We start from the raw sequence: 18851 nt of genomic DNA, 5'->3' as shown, positions 1-18851 counted from the left end.
ATTAATTAAAATATAAAGTATTCATTACATGCATCATAACACCTATTGGAAGACAATTCTCATCTATATTAAAGCTAGATGTATGTAGAGGTGAAATTAATCCCTTTTCTTCATTTTTACAGCCTAAATGAAAGAATGCCCCCTTGCAATGTTCTGTATAAAAAGAAAAATCTTCACCACCTAAAGAAGGGTTTGGTCTTAATATAAATTTTTCTTCTCCAAATAATTCTTTAGTACTTGAGATAACAGTATTTACTAATTCCTTTTCATTTATAACAGCTGGATAATTTTCATCACTTACATGCAATGTTCCAACACATCCAAATGCAGATGCAGTGTCTTCAACAATCTTAGATATCTTATCAATCATAAAGTTTCTTGTTTTGCCATTTAAAGTTCTTAAAGTGCCTTCTAGTTTTACATCTTCACATATTACATTGTGTGCATCACCACCATATATTTTACCTATAGTTAAAACAGCAGCATTATTTGGTTCTAAGTTTCTACTTATTATAGTTTGTAAGGATGTAACAATTTGTGATGCTGTAACTATTGCGTCAATACCATTTTCAGGGTATGCACCATGAGCTCTTTTGCCTTTAACATTTATCGTTATAGTGTCAACACTAGCATTTAATGTGTCATACTTTGTTTCAATAAATCCTGTCTCAATATGTGGCATAACATGAAGTCCAAATATATAATCAGCTTTAGGATTTTCTAGACATCCATCTTCAACTAAGAATTTTGCTCCTCCAAAGCCTTCTTCTGCTGGTTGAAATAAGAACTTTACATTTACGTTTAATCTATCTTTTATTGAATGTAAAACTTTACACGCTCCAAGTAGCATAGTTGTATGTGCATCATGACCACAAGCATGCATTTTTCCAGAATGTATTGATTTATAAGGTATATTATTTTCTTCTTCTATAGGAAGGGCATCCATATCCGCTCTTATACAAATAGTTTTATCTGCATTTTCTTTTAAAATATATGCCATAATCCCATTGTGTTTTGTAAATTCAATATAATCAATTCCTATTTCTTCTAAATAAGAAATGACTTTTTGCTTGGTAAGGTTTTCTTCAAGAGCCAATTCTGGAATTTTGTGCAATTCTCTTCTTACATTTATTAGCCAAGGTTTTATAGAATTACAATTTTCTATTACAAAATCTTTTTCTAATTCTTTAGTTTGATATTCTAATTTTAAAGCCTGTTGCATTTTTATTCCTCCAATTACTTTTTATTGTTTGGTTAATTATAGTAGCAATTATTGTGCCATAATTTTTAAGGAATAAATTTTGTTTTTTATAAGAATTTTGCAATAAAATAATCATTTATTTGTTGACAAAATATAAAAATGATTATTTTATTGCAATTTTCCAAAAAAAGTATTGTTTTAAATAAGAATAAGCTTATATATTAGCCTATATAAAAATAATAGGAATTATTAAACTTATCCTATTCCTATTAATTCCTATTGATTACACATGAAATAATGTACTATATTTACACATTTGAAAAATAAAAAATCTATTGAGGAAGCGTCTTGCACCTGAATAGATTTCTTTGTTTAATATATTATAAGTTTACAAACTTTCATATTTTAATTTATTGTAAAAGTCTTCTCCTTGTTGAGTTATTTTACTTCCATATCTCCCTGAACCACAAATTATAAGTTCTTCTTTTTTCAGATATTCAAATATTTTTTTAATTTTACCTTCTGTGATTTGGATATTTTTATCTAGTAATATCTTTAAAATTAGTCCTCTACCAATTCCAACATCTGATTCCTTATTTAAAATTAATATCTCAAGTATATTTAATATATCATTTTTATTATATTTTAATTTTAATGATGAATTTTTGTTATTTAAAGTTCTTAAATTTGGGGGTAAATCTTTTTCTAGTATAATATCATCACACATAATATTTAAATAAGATGTTACGTTTTGGAGTTCTCTTATATTACCTTTCCATGTATAGTTTTGTATAAGCTTTTTGGCCTCTGGTGTAATTACTAATTTCTTATTAATTAAATCTTCCATGATAATTAATATATCTTCTTTTCTTTCTCTTAGAGGAGGGATGTTTATTGGAATTGTATTTAATCTATAATATAAATCCTCCCTAAACTGGCTCTTATCAATCATTTGTTCTAAGTTTTTGTTTGTAGCAGATATGATTCTAACATCTATATTAATTACATTGTGAGAGCCAACTGGCATTATTTGTTTTTCTTGAAGAACTCGAAGTAGTTTTGTTTGTAATTCTAAAGGCATATCGCCTATTTCATCTAAGAAAATTGTCCCATTATTAGCAAGTTCGAATAATCCTTGCTTTCCATCTTTTAGACCTCCAGTAAAAGTTCCCTTATCATATCCAAATAACTGACTTTCTAGTAAATTCTCAGGGACGGCCGCACAATTTACTGCTATAAAGGGCTGATTTTTTCTATTTGAATTATTATGAATAGATTGAGCTATTAGTTCTTTACCAGTTCCACTTTCGCCTCTGATAAGTATACTTAGGTCAGACTTAGAAACTTTCTTAGCTAAATCTATGCATTCAATCATCTTAGGGCTATCTGTTTTTATATCTTTAAATGTATATTTTGCTATTTGTCCCTTTTCCCTTAATTTCTTAGTAAGATTTTGTTCTAATTTTTTTATATATGTTATTTCTTGTAAACTATAGTATGTACCCATCTTTTCATCTCTATTGTATATATTTTTTTTATTTACATTTATATATTTTTTATTGAATATAATAACTTTGTCCAGTATTTCTTTTTCATTTAATAAAACCTTTAAACTATCTGTAAATATTTCTTCAATATGCTTTCCATATATATCTTCTTTTATGTCTAAGATGCCTTTTACTTTACTATTATATGTATTTATTTCACCATCTTTTGAAGTAAATAGTATGCCATCCTTTGACAAGTTTAATATTGTATCTAATTCTTCTATTTTTAAGAACAGTTCTTTATATTTATCTTTTATACCAGTATCCAGACTTATTATCTCCTCTGAATATTTTACTAGCTTAGATTGTATTTCTTTTGAATCAATTTGTAATAAGTTTATTATTTCTATAAAAGTTGATATATCTATATATCTATGGCCTAAATCAAATATATCTGAGATAAAGCTAGGTACTTTTTCTGGAACTCCTGGAGTTATAGCTATCTTTATATCTTTATAAGTATTGTCATTCATATATGGGATTGGTCTGATATTAGTTACTCCGATTTTATAAAACAAACTTATAGTTTCTAGAGTAGTTTCATCGGAATCATTTACGATTAGAGCATTTGTTCCCTGTGGTAAAGATAATAAATTATATATTTTATCTTCCTTAAAAGTTCTTCTTATCACAATAACTTTTTTCTTATCTAATATATTATTTATGATTTTATCTAATCTTTCTACTGACATTACTAATATCACATCATCATTTATAATGTCATTATCATTTATTTCATCTATAAAGTATCTGTTAATATTTATATAATCTCCAAAAACTAATTTTAAATTATTTTCTAAAAAATCTATTAAATCTTTTCTACTATCATTTACCAACGCAACTGATTTTTTCATTAACTTCTCCTTATATAATAGATAGCCTCTAATAAAATGCTTGTATAGGGCTATATAATTTTTATAATTTAAATTTATCAAATAAAAAAGAAAGTGTCTATCCATGACTTTATAAAAGTCACCTTAAGACACTTTCTTACTTATAATTAAATCTTGTCACCAAATCCCCCTAATTGTTGCTTAAAATTAAAACTGTATGTATATTTTTCATTTCTATTCGATTAAATTATAATATACACCTAAAAAATTTATTTTAATAAATTCTATTGATAAAATAATTTCATAAATATAGAATTGTATTAAAATAAATAATGTATGAAAATATATATGTATAAGTTTATTCTGCGTGAGTAGAATGGATTTGTCAAGATTAATTTAATAGTAATAGTATCTTTTATTAAAAATAATATAAATTTAAATATATAAATAAAACGTTTTATACAATATACTATAAAGGAGAACTTTGATGAAAGCAGAAAAAACAAGCATATACCCAATTATTAAAAATAATTTAAATCAAGTATCAATTGTTGAATATAAAAAAGGTCAGAGATTTGTAGCATCAGATAAAGATTTACAAGAAGTATTTTTCATAATAGAGGGAGTTGCTTTAGTAGAATGTACGACTAGAGGGGGAAATAAATTTCTTGTTGACATTGTACCTGAAAATGAATTTATAGGTAAAATCAGTTATATATATGAACATAATTTGAAATGCGATATATTTGCAAAGACCAATATAAAATTATTTCGATTTGAGAAACATATCTTTGAAGAATTTTATCTTAAACCAGATTTTATTGCACTATTTCATAGCAAATGCACAAGAAGAATATATGAGCTATATAAAACTAGAATGGTAAGAGAGTTATTTTCTTGCACAGAAGTTATTGCATATTGTATTTTTAAAAAACAAGAAAATAATGTCTGCAATATAAAAGCTATTCGCCATTTTAGTGAAATATATTCTATTAGTAGAAAAAGTAGGTATTATTCGCTATTAAAATTAACTGAGAAGGGGATAATAAAAAAAATAAGCAATACATATGAGATTTTAAATTATGATGAATTACATAGGTTGTCATTTGAAGTAAAAGAGTTTTTGGAAGATGAATAGAGGATATAGAAATAGTCTCATTGAAAATAAAAAATATCTTAATTGTTTTCAATGAGACTGTTTATAAATATTATATACTTATAAGGTATAGTATCGTTATTAGTCAATTTCCTTTACTATATTAATAGCCCACTTTTTAGATAAGGCTCTAGGAACACCAAATATAAATTTAACTACTTCTTCACTATAAGTGAGTAGAACAAGAATAAATATAGGAGCTCCTTTAAATGCAGCTATAAAAGTTAAAGGGATAGAAGCTAACCACATACATCCTAATTCTAAAAATAGAGCATATTTAGTGTCTCCACCACTTCTTAAAATACCAATTATGACTAATGTATTAAAGGATTTAAGAGCCATTAGTACTCCCATTATGAAGAATATCTTAGTTATATCAGAAGATAAACTATCAGAGACACTAAACATCTTTAATAATAATGGTATATTTAAAATTAAAATAATTCCAAGTATTAAGCCAGCTAAAAATACCAGTATAGAAAACTTTTTAGCATACTCAATAGCTCTTTTAATATGGTCAGCCCCAAGTTCATTTCCAAGCATAATAGATGCACCAGATGCAATACATACAGCTGTCATTATGAAAAAATTACCTGTGCTGGTTGCTATTTGACTTGCTGCTATGGCTGATGTACCTGCTCTTGCATATGCAACAGAATACAGAACAGTTCCAACTGCCCATACAGAGTCATTTACAAATATAGGAAAGCTTTTTGATGAAAAAGATTTTATAAAAATCTTATCAATAGCTTTTAAATTTTTCAAACCGAATTTTAATATATAGTCCTTTTTGTAAAAATAAACGTAAGTAATCATTAAAATTAGTTCACATATTCTAGCAATAACAGTTGCTAATGCTGCACCTTTTACACCCAATGCAGGAAGACCAAAATTACCAAATATAAATCCATAATTTAAAACAACATTTGTTACAAGAGCAAATGCGCTACAAATCATACCTAACTTAGGATTTCTAACACCTCTGGAACCAGTACTAAATACTGTACTTATAGCTATTAATGGATAGCTAAATACTGCAATACTAAAGTAATCTATACAAAGTTTTACAACTTCTGAATCATAAGAAAATATGTGTATAATTGGTTCTGGTGTTAGTAAAGCAGGAATAACAAATACAAAACTTAGGACAATGGCCAATACACAAGTAAGACCTGTAACTTTTCTTATATTACTGATATCTTTCTTTCCATAAAATTGTGAAATAAAAACTCCAGCTCCTCCTGTAATACCAGATAAGGACATATTAAAAAGAAAGAAAAACTGGTTTGCAACTCCAACTGAAGCTACAGATACCTCCCCCAAACTACTTATCATAACTGTATCTATTACATTTACAGAAGTAGAAATTAAGTTCTGTATGATAATAGGTATACATAAAGATAGAAGTATTTTATAAAATCTTTTATTTTCGTCTTTTAAAGAAAATAGTTCTTGCAAATAATCCTCTCCTTTTTACATAAATTCTTCCCACTCATCATATAGAGAGGCAAGGTTATTTTCTAAATTAATTTTTTCTTGGCTAACTTCTTTAGCCTTATCTGGATTAGAGTATACTTCTTCTTGACATAAAAGTATATCTAATTCTTCAATTTTAAGTTCTAACTTTTCAATTTCTTTTTCTATATTTTGTCTTTTTATTCTATTCTTTTTTTCTACTTCTCTTTGTTCTCTTTCTTTTCTTTTTTCATCTTTTATTTGAGTTCTAGTTTTTTCTTCTTTTTCTTCTATAAGACTCATCTCTTGGATTTGCCTTTTTTTATCAATATAATAATCATAATTTCCTAGGTACTCAGTAACTCCATTTTCATCTAAAACTAAAATCTTATCAACAACTGTATTTAGAAAATATCTATCATGTGATATTGTAAATATAGTCCCATCATAATTAGTTAATGCCTCTTCAAGAACTTCTTTAGAATCAATATCTAGGTGGTTAGTAGGCTCATCTAATAATAATAGATTTGCATTTGATAATATAAGTTTAAGTATGGCAACTCTAGCTCTTTCTCCACCACTTAATGTAGAAATCTTTTTAAAAACTTCTTCATCAACAAATAAAAATGCTCCTAACATATTTCTCAAGGTAGTTTGAGTAAGATGCGTATTATTTTCCCAAATCTCATCAATTATTGTGTTATCTAAATTAAGGGTTTTTTGTTCCTGATGGAAGTAAGAAACGTGTACATTAGTCCCAAATTTAATATTACCACTAAGAGGTTGTAATTCGTTAGTTATTATTTTAAATAATGTAGATTTACCAATACCATTTGCACCAATAAGAGCTACCTTTTCTCCTCTATATATATCTAAATCCAAATCTTTAAAAAGTATTCTTTCCCCATAACCCATGGATACATCTCTGATTTGAAGAACATCATTACCACTCTGAACAGAAGGAGTAAATTGTATACGAGCTTTTTTTCTATAAGCTTCTGGCTTATCTAGAACATCTACTTTATCCAATGCTTTTTCTTTACTTCTTGCACGTTTTAGATGTTTTTCTCTACCATAAGCTTTAAGTCTTTCTATTGATTCTTCCTGCTTTTTTATTTCTTTTTGCTGGTCTTCAAATTTTTTAAGTTCTAATTCTTTTTCTACTTTAGATAACTCAACAAATTTAGAGTAGTTACCATTATATACTTTAAGTCTTTTATTATGAACCTCAAAAATTCTATTTACAGATTGGTCTAGGAAATATCTATCATGAGATATTAACATAACAGTACCTTTATATTGTTTTAAAAATACTTCCAACCATTCTATAGCTTCAGAATCTAAGTGGTTAGTCGGTTCATCAAGTAACAATAAAGTTGGTTTTTTAAGAAGTAATTTTCCTAAAAGAACTCTAGTTTTTTCACCACCAGAAAGTATACTTATTGGTTTATCCATATCATTTTCACTAAATCCTAATCCTTTTAAAACACCTTTGGCTTCAGATTTATAACCATATCCATTTAAATCTGAAAATAATTCCAGTTTATGTGAATATTCGTCCATTATTTTTTCTAGAATTGGAGAGTCTGTTTTTGTACTTTCTTCTGAGATTTTAACCTCTAATTCTCTTAGATAAGATTCCATCTCTATCAAATTTTTAAAAACTTCTAACACTTCTTCTAAAATAGTATTATCCGAATAAAAATTGGTATTTTGTTCTAAATATCCGATTTCACAATCTTTAGAAGTGTAAATATCTCCACTATCATAACCATAAATTCCTGAAATTATTTTAAATAAAGTAGTTTTTCCAGTACCATTAACCCCGATTATACCAATTTTATCGCCTTCATTTACTGTAAAACTAATATTTTCTAATATAGAATCTATACCAAAACTTTTATTTAAGTTATTACATGACAAAACAATCATAAATTTCTACCTCCTTGAACTATCTAAAATTATAATGTTTTGATATAATATAATCAAGGTTATATGTATTAGTTTTGAAAAAGAAATATTTTATTGTGAATCAAACAAAAAAGAGGACACTTTTAGGAGGTGAAGATGTTGGGAAATAAAAATATATCAATGGCAGTTATAAGAAGGCTCCCAAAATATCATAGATATCTTGGAGACTTATTAGATAGGGATATACAAAGAATATCTTCTAAAGAATTGAGTGATATAATAGGTTTTACTGCTTCTCAAATAAGACAAGACCTAAACAACTTTGGTGGATTTGGACAACAAGGATATGGTTATAACGTGGAGGCTCTTCATACTGAGATAGGTAAAATTCTTGGATTGGATCGACCATACAACGCAGTTCTTGTAGGAGCAGGTAACTTAGGACAAGCCATAGCCAATTATGCAGGATTTAGAAAAGCTGGATTCGAGATAAAAGCTTTATTTGATGCAAATCCTAGAATGATAGGTTTAAAGATAAGAGAATTTGAAGTATTAGATTCAGATACTTTAGAAGACTTTATAAAAAATAATGATATAGATATTGCTGTATTATGTATACCTAAAAATGGAGCGCAGGAAGTTATTAATAGAGTTGTAAAAGCTGGAATAAAAGGGGTGTGGAATTTCGCGCCATTAGACTTAGAAGTTCCGAAAGGTGTTATAGTTGAAAATGTAAACCTAACAGAAAGCTTATTTACCTTATCATATTTAATGAAAGAAGGAAAGTAGACAACTTAAACATATTAATAATCAGTAGTTATGAGAAGTATTGAGAAAGTCAGACGATTTAATATTAAATCCTCTGGCTTTTTGAAGTATTAGGATAAAATAAAGATTTAAATAATTTATATAAATAATATTTAAGGAGAGTGATTTTAGTGGAGGAATTATGGTCAAAGGCTATTGAATTTCATGGGCATGAATGTCCAGGTTTGGCTATAGGATTTAAAGCAGCACTTGCAGCAAGAGAATACTTAGGATGTAAACAATCAGGAGATGAGGAAATTGTATGCATTTCTGAAAGTGATGCCTGTGGGGTAGATGGTATACAAGTAGTGCTAAGCTGTACAATGGGCAAAGGAAATTTACTACTTAGGCTGACTGGAAAATCGGTATATCATTTCTTTAATAGAGAAAATGGAAAATCTATAAGAATATATGTAAAAACTAAACCGTTTGACATGGACAGAGAAGCGTATAAAAAATACTTATTAGAAAGTGATTTTGAAGATATATTTGAGATTACAGATACAAAGCTAAAACTTCCTGAAAAAGCAAGAATATTTAAATCTCTTAAATGTGAAGTATGTGGTGAATTTGCACCTGAGCAGTATATAAGGATTCAAGAAAATAAAAAAGTATGCCTTGATTGCTTTGATAAATATGAAAGATTTTATGAAGAGGATTAAATTTATATTAAATTAAAAGTATCTAAATGTAGATTAATAGTATATGTAAGAAGAGAAATATATAGAATATAACAAATTATATAAATTATGATACTTGAATTATACATAATTAAAAAGAGACTGATTAATATTGATAAAATAAAATCAGTCTCTTTATGAATAACGAATTATTATTCTGGTTGAGGTGCATCTACAGGACAAGCTCCTGCACAAGAACCACAGTCTATACAAGAACCAGCATCTATAACATATGCGTCGTCTCCAGCTGATATACAGCTAACAGGGCATTCAGCCTCACAAGCACCACAGCTTATACAAGCGTCAGTAATTTTATATGCCATTTTGAAATCCTCCCTTTTATATGTATTGTAATTCAATAACATTATAACAAATATTATTGAATATAACAATTAAATTAATTCTACAACAAAAACTTTATTGTGATATTCTTGTTTGAAAGTTTTACAATAAAGTTTAATCTGCTTATATTTTTATTTATCTTAAAGGGGCTTATTTTAAAAATAAAATTAAAGTTAAAGAATAGGGTATCGATTCTATTTAAAAATGTTATACTCTAAAAAAGTATATTTTATCTTAAAAACTATTAATACAAAGGGGGTTTAATATGAAAAATAAATTAGTTTACATATGTATTATGAGTATAGTGTTATTTGTAGTAGGATGTTCTAATAATCCAAATAAGGAAAGCAATATTAAAAAGGATTCTAAAAATAGCCAAAGTAAGGTTGAAGAAAAAAAAGAGCCTGTAAAAAAAGACATAACTATAAGTTTTGCTGGTGATGTAACTATGGGAAACTATAAAGGGTCATCTTATTATGGTAGTTTTGACCATGAATTTAAAAGACAAGTAGAAGATTATGATTATTTTCTTAAAAATGTAAAACCTATATTTGAAAAAGATGATTTAACAGTAGTTAATTTGGAAGGACCACTTACTACTGCATCAAATGCAAAAGAAAAGAAATTTGCATTTAAAGGGACTCCAGGGTATGTAAATATTTTGAAATCTGGAAGTGTAGAGGCAGTAAGTATCGCAAATAACCATTCAGAAGATTATTTTGAAGAAGGAATGAAAGATACACAGTTTATATTAGATGAAAATAAAATAAACTATTTTGGTCTGGGTAAAGATGCTGTTATAGATGTTAAAGGAATTAAGGTAGGCTTATTAGGATATAATGGATTATCAACTGAATATAATGAAAAGAATTTAAAACAAATGGAAGATGATATTAAGGCACTAAAGAAAAAATCAGATGTTGTTGTGGTGTATTTTCACTGGGGTATAGAATTAGATTATTATCCAGATAAAAAACAAAAAGATTTTGCTCATTATGTAATAGATAAGGGAGCTGATTTAGTTATGGGTTCTCATCCACATGTCATTCAAGGTATAGAAAAATATAAAGATAAGTACATAGCTTATAGTTTAGGAAATTTTTGTTTTGGAGGAAATAAGAATCCTTCTGATACAGATAGCTATATATATCAACAGACTTTTTCTTTTTCAGATGACAAATTAACTTCAATTAAAGAGCCAAATATAATACCAACATCAATAACATCTAGTAGTTCTAGAAACAATTATCAACCAAAAGTGCTGGATGGAAGTGAGAAAGATAGAGTTTTAAATAAACTAGAAAAAATAAGTAAAGATTTGAATAAATAAAATGTAAAAAAAAATAAATATATATATTTATTTTAATAATTTATATTTTGTTTAGGATATGGTAAAACGTGGTATTAAATAAGTAGATTTTAATAGTTAAATTATAATCAATTATAATAAAGCTATCTAATCTACTTTTTTAATATAAAAATATAAGGGGGAATTTGTAATGGCTTGTAACACTTGTAAAATGTGCGAAAGCGCAGACAAGAAATTAGAAAGTTTTGTAGCTTCAAAGGATGTTGAAACAGCATTTCATAGAACAGAAGATCAAAAAGTTAAATGTGGTTTTGGACTTCAGGGGGTTTGTTGTAGACTCTGTTCAAATGGACCATGTAGAGTAACTCCTAAATCTCCAAGAGGTATATGTGGAGCAGATGCAGACACTATAGTAGCAAGAAACTTTTTAAGAGCTGTAGCATCAGGAGCAGCTTGTTATTTACATGTGGTAGAAAATACAGCTAAGAATTTAAAGAATGTTGGAATAACTAAAGGTGTTATTAAAGGAGAAAAAACATTAAATCAATTAGCAGAGATGTTTGGAATTGAAAGTGATGAAAAATATGATAAATGTATAAAAGTTGCTGATAAAGTTATTAATGATTTATATAAATCAAGAGATGACAAAATGGAATTGGTAGAAAAAATAGCTTATGCACCTAGAGTGAAGAAATGGAAAGAGTTAGGTATAATGCCTGGTGGTGCAAAGTCAGAAGTTTTTGATGCAATAGTAAAATCATCAACAAATTTAAATAGTGATCCAGTAGATATGTTAGTTAACTGTTTAAATCTAGGTATATCAACAGGATTATATGGTCTTACACTAACTAATCTTTTAAATGATGTTATGTTAGGGGAACCAGTTATAAGAATGGCTCCTGTAGGATTTAATGTAATAGACCCAGACTACATAAATATAATGATAACAGGTCATCAACATTCAACATTTGCAAATTTCCAAGATAGATTAAAAGATGAAGATGTTATAAAATTAGCTCAAGCTGCTGGAGCAAAAGGCTTTAAGTTAGTAGGATGTACTTGCGTTGGTCAAGATTTACAATTAAGAGGAGAACATTATCAAGAAGTATTTGCTGGACATGCAGGTAACAATTTTACAAGTGAAGCAGTTTTATCAACTGGAGCAATAGATATAGTTCTTTCAGAGTTTAACTGTACTATACCAGGTCTTGAGCCAATAGCAGATAAATATAAAGTTAAAATGGTTTGCTTAGATGATGTTGCCAAAAAAGCAAATGCAGAATATATAGGATTAGACAGAAGTAAATTAGATGAACTTAGTAATACATTGATAGAAAAAGCATTAGAATCTTATAAGGAGAGAAGAGGAAGTGTTGAAATAGATATACCAAAAGACCATGGATTCGAGCAATCTTTAACTGGTGTAAGTGAAAAGAACTTAAAAGCGTTTTTAGGAGATTCATGGAAACCTCTTATTAATTTAATTGCAGAAGGAAAAATTAAAGGTGTTGCAGCTGTTGTAGGATGTTCAAATATGACAGCAGGAGGACATGATGTAAATACTGTTGAGCTTACTAAAGAATTGATTAAAAAAGATATCATAGTTCTTTCTGCAGGATGTTCTACTGGAGGCTTAGAAAATGTTGGTCTTATGTCACCTGGAGCAGAAGAATTAGCAGGAGAAAACTTAAAAGAAGTATGTAAGACTCTAGGGATACCACCAGTATTAAACTTTGGTCCATGTCTAGCTATAGGAAGACTAGAAATAGTAGCAACTGAATTAGCAGCTGAGCTTGGAATAGACTTACCACAATTACCATTGGTACTTTCAGCGCCACAATGGTTGGAAGAACAAGCATTAGCTGATGGAGCTTTTGGTCTTGCTCTTGGTTTACCTCTTCATTTAGCTTTACCTCCATTTATAACAGGAGGAAAATTAGTAACAGAAGTATTAACAGAAAAATTAAAAGACTTAACAGGAGGACATGTTATAGTGAATCCAGACCCTAAATCTTCAGCTAATCAATTAGAAGAAATAATAATAGACAGAAGAAAAAATTTAGGGTTAAAGGATGTGGAATGTAATGCATAGAATTTTTATAAATAAAGATTTATGTACAGGATGCAAGAGTTGTGTATTAGCATGTATGCTAAAACACAATAAAGACTATGATATGTATACTCTTGATTTAGAAAATATAGATAATGATAGTAGAGGACATATAGAGTTAGATAGCAAGCATAATAATCCAGTTCCAATTCTTTGTAGACACTGTGATGAACCTGAATGTGTATTAGCATGTATGAGTGGTGCAATGCATAAAGATAGTGAAAGTGGAATCGTTTCGTATGATGAAGAAAAATGTGGTTCATGTTATATGTGTGTAATGTCTTGTCCATATGGATTATTAAAGCCAGATGACAGAAGCAAGCAAAACATACTTAAATGTGATTTATGTAAAGATGAGGAATATCCTAGATGTGTAGCTAATTGCCCAAGTGGAGCAATTGAATTACAGAAGGAGGAAAACGATGAATTATGTAGTATTAGGAGCTAGTGCTGCTGGTATCAATGCAGTAAAAACATTAAGAGAATTAGATAAAGATTCAAATATAGTAGTAATTTCTAAAGATGAAAATATATACTCAAGATGTATGTTACATCATGTTATATCTGAACACAGAACTTTAAAACAAATAAATTTTGTTGATGAAGATTTTATGGAGAAAAATAATGTAAATTGGATTTCAGGTGAAACTGTTAAAGGTATAGATATAAATAAAAAGGTAGTTCAGACAGAAGATATTACTGTAAATTATGATAAGCTTTTAATAGCTACAGGTGCGTCTTCTGCTATTCCTCCAATAAAAAATTTAAGAGATGGAAATTTTGTATATTCTGTGAGAAACATAGATGATATTTATAAAATAAAAGAAAAAGCAGTAAACTCTAAAAATGTAGTTATAATAGGTGCTGGGCTAGTTGGTATAGATGCATTAGTTGGATTATTTAAATATGAGCAGTTAAATATTTCTGTAGCATTTATGGAAAAATACATTTTAGATAGACAATTAGATGAATATACAGCTTCAGTATATGAAAACAAGTTTAAAGAAAAGGGTGTGAAATTTTACCCAAGTGCATCAATCCAAGAAATTGTCTTGGATGATAATAAAAATGTTAAAGGTGTTGCATTTTCAAATGGAGAGATTCTTGATGCTGATATGGTAATTGTGGCTACAGGAGTTAAACCAAATGCTGATTTTCTAGATGGAACAGGAATAGAATATGATAGAGGTATAGTAATAGATGATATGTGCCAAACAACACAAAAAGATATATATGCAGCTGGTGATGTTGTTGGTAAAAATGCTATTTGGCCTTTAGCAGTAAAGCAAGGAATTGTAGCTGCGTACAATATGGTTGGAAAAGATAAAAAGATAGAAGATGAATTTGCTTTTAAAAATAGCATGAATTTCATGGATATACCAACCATCTCTATAGGTATGAATACACCAGTAGATAATAGCTATAAAGTATTAACTAGAGATGGGATTAATGATTATAAAAAATTCGTTTTTAAGGACAATATAATTTATGGAGCTGTTGTACAAGGCGATATTTCATATGTTGGTGTATTAACGTATTTGATAAAAAACAAAGTTGAAATATATGATTTAGAAAATAGGATATTTGATGTATGTTATGCAGACTTTTTTAATATAAAAGAAAATGGAGAGTTTTGCTATAGTGTATAAAGATATATGTAGAGCAATGCTTACAATATAATAAATTAATCAATAGAGCTATTCTAGAATGAGTAATCTTGTTTAGAAATAGCTCTATTTTTATAACTAAGTTTAGATTATGTTATAGTTTGTAAAGATATTATTTTGAACAAGTATACATATATTCTCTAGTAAGAGGTAAATCGTTTTTTATACCTTTGGTGAAAAGTATCTGATGTATGTCTATAATACCAGTGTTGAAAGCAGCAGCACAAGAACAAAGGTATAAGTCCCACATTCTTATAAACTTATCATCAAACATCTCTTTAATCTTTGGAAGATTTTCATAGAAATTTCTTTGCCAGTATAATAAGGTTTTTACATAATGTAATCTTAAATTTTCTACATCTATAGTATGATATTTGTAATCACTACAGATATGTATCATTTCTCTTAGACTAGGAATAACCCCTCCTGGGAAAATGTATTTTTTTATCCAAGGGTCTCCATAAGACTCTTTAAGACCACTTATATAGTGAAGTAAAAATAATCCACCATCCTTTAGAACAGCATTTACATTTTTAATAAAAAGCTCATAATTTTCTCTACCAACATGTTCAAGCATACCAACACTTACAACTCTATCAAACATAAGGTCTGAGTTTTTAAGCTCTCTATAGTCCATAAGCTTTACTTCAAGATAATCTTGAAGATTTTCTTCCTGAATTCTTTTATTAAATTCTTTATATTGTTCTTCACTAAGTGTAATTCCAACACCATGAATCTTATATTTCTTTGCTGCTTCTATTAGTAAGAATCCCCAACCACAACCAATATCAAGAAGACTCATACCTTCTTTTAAATTTAGTTTAGTTAATATGTGGTGAACTTTATTGACTTGAGCCTCATAAAGAGTATCATTATCATTTCTAAAATATGCACAAGAATAACTAAGTGTATTGTCTAACCATAAACTATAAAAATCATTACCAATATCGTAGTGAGCATGTATTTCTTTCTTTTGATGTCTCATTGAATTTGATGAGTGTAATAGATGTTTTACAGCTGAATTATCAATATTGAATTTGTCTATTTGTCTTAAAAGTAGATTTAAAGTTAAGAATAAATCTCCTTCAATTTCAATATCTCTATTTATGTAGGCTTCTCCAAGTGCTAAAGATGTACTTTTTAGTAGTTCAGATTTGCTAATATCATTATTTACAATAACTTTAAACTGAGGAGAGCCATCTCCAATTAGAAATTCTTCTCCATCTTTAAGCCTAACTAGAAATGGTGTTTCGCCAAATCTTTCTAAATAGTCTCTTAAAAAATTTTTTGTAATATTCATATTACCAGCTCCTTCTAATGTAAATCCAGTAAGTTTTTCTTGCTTTAAAATATATTATATTCCTTTTTTTAAAAAAGTAAAATTTTTTCAATAAATTTTTTGTTTGAAGGAAATCTGTCTTTTGTAAGAGAATTTCATATTGTGGTATATTTTTTGCTTATAAAATTTCGTATTGGATATAATATTCAACTGTTAATGATATAATAATTTTAATCAATAAAGTGTAATAAAATTTTGAGTAAATAGCTTAAAGCTATTTTATGAAGGAGATGTAAAATGGAAGTATATGCCTTGGTTGGGTCAAGTGGTACAGGAAAGAGTTTTAAGGCTTTAGAGTTTGCATATGAAAATGATATAGATTATATAATTGATGATGGAATTTTAATATATAAAAACAAGGTTTTAGCTGGAATATCAGCAAAACAAGCAAATACTACTATAGAAGCAGTTAAAAGAGCTATTTTTTATAATTTGGAGCATAGGAAAGAAGTTAGAGATACAATTAAAAATGAAAATATAAGCAAGATTCTTATTATTGGTACATCAAAAAAAATGGTTAATCAGATTGTAGATAGATTGTCAATTGAAGGAATCGATAAGTTTATAAATATTCAAGATATAAGCACTAAATATGAAATAGAAATAGCAAAACAATCTAGAAAAGAAGGAAATCATGTAATTCCTGTTCCAGCAGTTGAAATAAAAAGTATGGCAAGTGGTCTTAGTATAAATCCATTAAAGAGGCTTTTTAGAAAAGGAAATAATAGAAGTATGGTAGTTTTAGAAAAAACAATAATAAGACCAACCTTTAGCTATATTGGAAAATTTTATATCAATGAAGATGTAATTAAACAGATTATTGAATATGAAGTATACAACTTTGAAAGCATTGATAGAATAAATAAAATCAATATAGAGAATTGCAATAATTTTATGAATATTTTTGTAAGTATAAATATCAATGATTTAGAATTTATAAAAAAAATTGAAGGTATGCAACAGATAATAAAAAAGTCTATTGAGAAAATGACTTTAGTTAATGTACAAAAAATAGATATTAACATTCATAAAATTAAAAAAATAAACTTCCTCCCATGTTAAAAAATAAACTGAAAAAATGATATACTAATTTGCAATAAAGTGTGCTATAATTAAACTGTAAATTTAGGAAATGGTTTTTCTAAATGGAGTATACATAATTATAACGTATTTATAAGGGGGCTTTCAAATGTCAGGAAAAGATGTAAATGTCTTCGAGATGGCGCAATCTCAAGTAAAAAATGCATGTGATAAATTAGGTATGGAACCAGCAGTTTATGAATTATTAAAAGAACCTATGAGAGTTATAGAAGTTTCAATTCCAGTTAAAATGGATGATGGATCTATAAAAACTTTTAAAGGATTTAGATCACAACATAATGATGCAGTAGGGCCAACAAAAGGTGGAATAAGATTCCATCAAAATGTTTCAAGAGACGAAGTAAAAGCTTTATCTATATGGATGACTTTCAAGTGTTCTGTAACAGGTATACCATATGGTGGAGGTAAAGGTGGAATAATAGTAGATCCATCAACTTTATCTCAAGGTGAATTAGAAAGATTAAGTAGAGGATACATAGATGGAATATATAAATTAATAGGTGAGAAAGTTGACGTTCCTGCACCAGATGTAAACACTAATGGACAAATAATGTCTTGGATGGTTGATGAGTACAATAAATTAACTGGACAAAGTGCTATAGGTGTTTTAACTGGTAAGCCAGTTGAATTTGGTGGTTCTTTAGGAAGAACAGCTGCTACTGGATTTGGTGTTGCTGTTACTGCAAGAGAAGCTGCTGCTAAATTAGGAATAGATATGAAAAAAGCTAAATTAGCTATCCAAGGTATAGGAAACGTTGGTTCTTACACAGTTCTTAACTGTGAAAAACTTGGTGGAACTGTTGTAGCTATGGCTGAATGGTGTAAATCAGAAGGTTCTTATGCTATATACAATGAAAATGGATTAGATGGTCAAGCTATGTTAGATCATATAAAAGAGCATGGTAACTTATTAAACTTCCCAGGAGCTAAGAGAATATCTTTAGAAGAGTTCTGGGCTTCAGATGTTGATATAGTAATACCAGCTGCATTAGAAAACTCTATAACTAAAGAAGTTGCTGAATCTATAAAAGCTAAATTAGTTTGTGAAGCTGCTAATGGTCCAACTACTCCAGAAGCTGATGAAGTATTTGCTGAAAGAGGAATAGTTCTTACTCCAGACATATTAACTAATGCTGGTGGAGTTACAGTTTCTTACTTCGAGTGGGTACAAAACTTATACGGATACTACTGGTCAGAAGAAGAAGTAGAGCAAAAAGAAGAAGTAGCTATGGTTAAAGCATTTGAATCTATTTGGAAAATCAAAGAAGAGTACAATGTTACAATGAGAGAAGCTGCTTACATGCATTCAATTAAGAAAGTTGCTGAAGCTATGAAGTTAAGAGGATGGTACTAAGATTTACTCTTAATAAATAATAGGATATAATTATTTAAG

The 18851-nt window shown here is 28.2% G+C and carries 15 protein-coding genes; 9 read left to right on the top strand and 6 right to left on the bottom strand.

What is annotated here, in order from left to right; all coding sequences use genetic code 11:
* Position 1: 1 nt before the first annotated feature.
* Together Q3287_RS10200 and Q3287_RS10195 are read right to left on the bottom strand one after the other, a co-directional pair.
* Positions 2 to 1222, bottom strand: a complete 1221-nt coding sequence (locus Q3287_RS10200) for a M20 family metallopeptidase (protein ID WP_054268735.1) — start codon at positions 1220 to 1222, stop codon at positions 2 to 4.
* A 367-nt stretch (positions 1223 to 1589) separates the two neighbouring features.
* On the bottom strand, positions 1590 to 3602 hold the full coding sequence (locus tag Q3287_RS10195) for a sigma-54 interaction domain-containing protein (RefSeq protein WP_407964035.1): 2013 nt from the start codon (positions 3600 to 3602) through the stop codon (positions 1590 to 1592).
* A gap of 466 nt (positions 3603 to 4068) precedes the next feature.
* Here Q3287_RS10195 and Q3287_RS10190 point away from each other — a divergent pair, with 466 nt between their 5' ends.
* Positions 4069 to 4719, top strand: a complete 651-nt coding sequence (locus Q3287_RS10190; protein ID WP_054268737.1) for a Crp/Fnr family transcriptional regulator — start codon at positions 4069 to 4071, stop codon at positions 4717 to 4719.
* A gap of 99 nt (positions 4720 to 4818) precedes the next feature.
* On the opposite strand, the gene Q3287_RS10185 is transcribed toward Q3287_RS10190, so the two are convergent.
* Positions 4819 to 6195 carry an MATE family efflux transporter gene (locus tag Q3287_RS10185; RefSeq protein ID WP_407814225.1) on the bottom strand — a complete coding sequence of 459 codons (1377 nt, stop codon included), beginning with the start codon at positions 6193 to 6195 and terminating at the stop codon, positions 4819 to 4821.
* A gap of 15 nt (positions 6196 to 6210) precedes the next feature.
* On the bottom strand, positions 6211 to 8124 hold the full coding sequence (locus Q3287_RS10180) for an ABC-F family ATP-binding cassette domain-containing protein (protein ID WP_054275603.1): 1914 nt from the start codon (positions 8122 to 8124) through the stop codon (positions 6211 to 6213).
* A gap of 135 nt (positions 8125 to 8259) precedes the next feature.
* Between Q3287_RS10180 and Q3287_RS10175 the strand changes: the two genes are divergently transcribed.
* A complete protein-coding gene (locus Q3287_RS10175) occupies positions 8260 to 8892 on the top strand; it encodes a redox-sensing transcriptional repressor Rex (RefSeq protein ID WP_021382595.1) in 633 nt (210 codons plus the stop codon).
* A gap of 140 nt (positions 8893 to 9032) precedes the next feature.
* Complete coding sequence (locus Q3287_RS10170; RefSeq protein ID WP_407964034.1) at positions 9033 to 9572, top strand: FmdE family protein; 540 nt, start codon at positions 9033 to 9035, stop codon at positions 9570 to 9572.
* Positions 9573 to 9742: 170 nt separating this feature from the next.
* Here Q3287_RS10170 and Q3287_RS10165 read toward each other — a convergent pair whose 3' ends face one another.
* On the bottom strand, positions 9743 to 9913 hold the full coding sequence (locus Q3287_RS10165) for a DUF362 domain-containing protein (protein WP_009888017.1): 171 nt from the start codon (positions 9911 to 9913) through the stop codon (positions 9743 to 9745).
* Positions 9914 to 10197: 284 nt separating this feature from the next.
* On the opposite strand from Q3287_RS10165, the gene Q3287_RS10160 reads away from it, so the two are divergent.
* From Q3287_RS10160 to Q3287_RS10145, 4 genes are all read left to right on the top strand, one after another.
* Positions 10198 to 11262 carry a CapA family protein gene (locus tag Q3287_RS10160; protein ID WP_407964033.1) on the top strand — a complete coding sequence of 355 codons (1065 nt, stop codon included), beginning with the start codon at positions 10198 to 10200 and terminating at the stop codon, positions 11260 to 11262.
* Between the two features lie 169 nt (positions 11263 to 11431).
* Positions 11432 to 13333 carry an anaerobic carbon-monoxide dehydrogenase catalytic subunit gene (cooS, locus tag Q3287_RS10155; protein ID WP_054275605.1) on the top strand — a complete coding sequence of 634 codons (1902 nt, stop codon included), beginning with the start codon at positions 11432 to 11434 and terminating at the stop codon, positions 13331 to 13333.
* Positions 13326 to 13799 carry a 4Fe-4S dicluster domain-containing protein gene (locus Q3287_RS10150; protein ID WP_054268743.1) on the top strand — a complete coding sequence of 158 codons (474 nt, stop codon included), beginning with the start codon at positions 13326 to 13328 and terminating at the stop codon, positions 13797 to 13799. The genes cooS and Q3287_RS10150 overlap by 8 nt, the downstream gene beginning before the upstream one ends.
* Positions 13774 to 15000 carry an NAD(P)/FAD-dependent oxidoreductase gene (locus Q3287_RS10145; protein ID WP_407964032.1) on the top strand — a complete coding sequence of 409 codons (1227 nt, stop codon included), beginning with the start codon at positions 13774 to 13776 and terminating at the stop codon, positions 14998 to 15000. The genes Q3287_RS10150 and Q3287_RS10145 overlap by 26 nt, the downstream gene beginning before the upstream one ends.
* 130 nt (positions 15001 to 15130) lie before the next feature.
* Here Q3287_RS10145 and Q3287_RS10140 read toward each other — a convergent pair whose 3' ends face one another.
* Entirely contained in the window at positions 15131 to 16318 is a 1188-nt protein-coding gene (locus Q3287_RS10140) for a class I SAM-dependent methyltransferase (RefSeq protein ID WP_407814221.1), read from the bottom strand.
* Between the two features lie 276 nt (positions 16319 to 16594).
* Here Q3287_RS10140 and Q3287_RS10135 point away from each other — a divergent pair, with 276 nt between their 5' ends.
* Positions 16595 to 17419, top strand: coding sequence for a hypothetical protein (locus Q3287_RS10135; protein WP_054268746.1), 825 nt, complete (start codon positions 16595 to 16597; stop codon positions 17417 to 17419).
* Between the two features lie 127 nt (positions 17420 to 17546).
* The gene (gene gluD, locus Q3287_RS10130; protein ID WP_054268747.1) at positions 17547 to 18812 is read left to right on the top strand and encodes an NAD-specific glutamate dehydrogenase; all 1266 of its coding nucleotides are present in this window, start codon (positions 17547 to 17549) and stop codon (positions 18810 to 18812) included.
* Positions 18813 to 18851 lie beyond the last annotated feature (39 nt).

The sequence above is a fragment of the Clostridioides sp. GD02404 genome (genome assembly GCF_045898275.1).
In the GTDB taxonomy this organism is placed as follows: Bacteria; Bacillota; Clostridia; order Peptostreptococcales; family Peptostreptococcaceae; genus Clostridioides; species Clostridioides difficile_A.
This window is presented reverse-complemented; position numbering and strand designations above follow the sequence as displayed.